This window comes from Kitasatospora sp. NPDC002551 (assembly GCF_040296005.1).
Taxonomy (GTDB): domain Bacteria; phylum Actinomycetota; class Actinomycetes; order Streptomycetales; family Streptomycetaceae; genus Kitasatospora.
Genome location: NZ_JBEOWI010000156.1, coordinates 1 through 2,769, shown reverse-complemented (window position 1 = coordinate 2,769; position 2,769 = coordinate 1). Strand labels below are relative to the sequence as shown.

Annotated in this window: 3 protein-coding genes; all 3 read right to left on the bottom strand. The window is 74.3% G+C overall.

What is annotated here, in order from left to right; genetic code table 11:
* Positions 1-174: 174 nt before the first annotated feature.
* Complete coding sequence (locus tag ABT093_RS40790) at positions 175-1,617, bottom strand: hypothetical protein (protein ID WP_350572570.1); 1,443 nt, start codon at positions 1,615-1,617, stop codon at positions 175-177.
* Entirely contained in the window at positions 1,614-1,979 is a 366-nt protein-coding gene (locus ABT093_RS40785; protein ID WP_350572569.1) for a hypothetical protein, read from the bottom strand. The genes ABT093_RS40790 and ABT093_RS40785 overlap by 4 nt, the downstream gene beginning before the upstream one ends.
* 103 nt (positions 1,980-2,082) lie before the next feature.
* Positions 2,083-2,742 carry a WhiB family transcriptional regulator gene (locus ABT093_RS40780; RefSeq protein ID WP_350572568.1) on the bottom strand — a complete coding sequence of 220 codons (660 nt, stop codon included), beginning with the start codon at positions 2,740-2,742 and terminating at the stop codon, positions 2,083-2,085.
* Positions 2,743-2,769 lie beyond the last annotated feature (27 nt).

Sequence of the window (2,769 nt, the reverse complement as noted above, 5' to 3'; positions counted from 1 at the left end):
CGGGGAGAGCGCGGGCCGCCGGTCGGCGACCAGAGCGAGCACGTCCGCGACATGGTCGTCGAAGGACTGGGCCGGCGTGTTGGCGGTGCTGGGCATGGCTGGGTCCTCACGAGAATTCGGGAGCCTGCGGGCGGCCGGGGCCGGTGCCCGCAGGGCGAGGCATGGTGGGGCGTGTCAGCGTCGGCCGGCGCCCGCGGGGACGAGGAGCTTCGAGCCGGGAAGCTCTTGGTAGCCGTCGGCCAGGTCGGCGAGCAGGAGCTCGTCGTCGAAGGTCTGGGCTGTCGACTGGCCCTCGGTGTCGGGGGCGGGGGCCTCGTTGGCCAGGGCCAGGGCCTGGTCGACGTGCCGCTCCAGCGGGGCTGCCGTGCCGGCGTCATACCGGGTCACCGCGGCCGGGAGCCAGGTGTCCTGGGACTTGTGGAACTTGCGGGCGCGGGGGGTGCCGATGCCGACGGCGCTGGCGCACTTGTTGATGCCCCACGCGAGCTTGCCGTCGCGGCGTCGGGGCACGAGGCGGACGAACCGCTCCTCCACCTCCGCGTCCGTCAGGACGTCGGTCATACCGTCGGCGGCGCCCATACCGCTCCCCACCTGCGGTTCTTCGGGGGATGCGGGGTCGTCCGGGGTGCCGGTATGGGTGGTGCCGGTATGAGGCGGCACGGTTGCGGCGGCTCCGATTAGCGTGCCGCGCATGGCCTCGAAGGCCGCGGCGGAGCGCAGGTTCATACCGGCCCATTCCGCTTGTCGGACGCGGAGCTGCAGTCGGGCGACGACCTGTTCCAGCACGGCCGGGTCGGCGCACCGGGCTCGTTCGCTGGCGGTCTGTGCGCGGCTGTCGGCCCGTCCTTCCAGGAGCCGGTATGCCCAGCGGGTCGGTCGGCCGGCCTTGCGGACCGCTTCTTGGGCGCGGCGCAGCCGGTACCAGCGGAAGGCGGCCCGGGAGACGCGGACCTCGGTGGTGGCCTCTTCCTGTGCCAGGTCCTGGCGGGCGGCCAGGAGCAGGGCGACGCGGACGGCCTCGACGGGGTGGAAGAGGCGGACCAGTGCCAGGCGGCGGTCCGGGCGGGCGCGGTTGCTGCGGGCGGCGCGGCGTTCCTCCAGGGAACCGAGTTCCCACAGGACCGCGGCCAGGACCGGCCAGACGGCGCGGACGACCGCGCCGAGCAGGGAGGCGGCTTCGGCCGCCGAGAAGAGGGAGCTGGTGCCGGCGAGCACCCAGAAGAGGACGCCGGACAGTCCTGGTCCTTCGCCGGCGCGGGCGCGGCGGCGCGCTCGTCGGCCGCAGACCATCGCGGCGATGTCGAGGGCGATGAAGGGCAGCAGGTCGAAGGGGTCGGTCAGGCCCATCTGGTGGCGGCCCACGCGGCGTAGCCCGGTCGCCGACAGGGCGGCTGCGGCGGCGGCGATGACCATGGTCAGGCGGTCTTCGACGCGGCGTCCGTACAGGTCGGCGGCAGCGGAGCGCTGCTTGTCGTCGAGGGCGGCGTGGAGCGCCCGCCGTCGGCGCAGGGCGAGGACCGGGCCGAGGGTGAGGACGATCGTGCCGGCGACGAACTGCCAGGAGGTGAGCAGTTCGGTAATGGGGAGCGTTGTTCCCGGGAGCTGGTCGAAGGTCACGGGCTGTCCCTTCGGGCGGCCGCGCTGGCGGCCTCGGCGGCTCGCGCCTGCAGCTGTGCGGCGGTGACGAGGGCGGGGTCTTCGGTGACCCAGGTGCGGAACGCCTCGCGCTCGAGGGCGGCCTGGTGCCACAGCGCGAGGAGCAGGGGGGCCAGCGGGCTGATCTGGTCGGTGGCGGCCGGGGCGGGGATCGGCACGGCCACGATCTGGGCGGGTTCGCGCCGGGCGAGGTGGCTGATCAGCTGGCGGTGGCGGTTGCGCAGTTCGGCCAGGTCGCGTCGGGTGGTACGGGCCTCGTGGCGCGCGGTCGCCGCTGTCCGGAGCAGGGCGGCGAGGGTGCTCTTGCGGATGAAGCGGATCACCGGTTGCCTCCGCGGAACGTGCGGCCGGCAGGTTGCCGGGTGGTGGCGCTGGCCCGGGCGGGGGTCGAGGCCGCCGCGGCATGGGGAAGGTGGGGGTGGTGGATCACGCCGCCTCCGTCCAGCCGGCCGCGATCCGGTGGGTGCGGCGGAGGTTGTCGCGGTGCTGGACAGCGGCGAGGATCGCGGCCGTGTTCTCGGCTCGCCTGGTGGCCGGGATGGAGTTGCCGGTGTACTGCTGGGCGATGCGCTGGACGTCGGCGCCGGCCTGGATCCGGTCGGTCTGGGCCTGGGCGGATCGGGTGTCTTCGGCGCGGGCCCTCGCCAGCCGCTCGTGCTCGGTCTTCAGGCGCACGGCGAGCTTCTGCTGGGACAGTCCGCCGCGGAGGCCGTGCGGGTCGTCGTCCCTGAGGGCGAGCTCGGCGCATACGGCGCGGACGGGGCAGACCGCGCAGTGGTCGCGGATGGTGGCGGCCCTGCGGCGGCGCCAGGTGGCGTCGGGCTCTTCGTCGCCCTGGTAGAAGTGGTCGGGGTTGGGGGCCACCGTGTGGCAGACGGAGTGCTCCAGGGCCTTGCGCAGCTGGGGCCGGCGCAGTTCTCCGGCAATGAGGGTGCCGTCGCGGCCGGAGAGGTACCCGCCGGCGGCGAGGACGTCGATCGGGTCGGCCTGGGCGAGGTAGAGGGCGATGTCCGTCTCGTCGGTGCCGTTGGCGGCGGACGGTGTCTCGGCGAGGGCCGGCCGGCCTGCCATCATGGTGCTGTTCATGGATTGTCGTCTCCTGTGAAGCGGGGG

What these genes read in the sequence shown, in the direction of transcription:
- ABT093_RS40780 (WP_350572568.1), bottom strand. Translation starts at nt 2,742, where the DNA reads ATGAACAGCACCATGATGGCAGGCCGGCCGGCCCTCGCCGAGACACCG.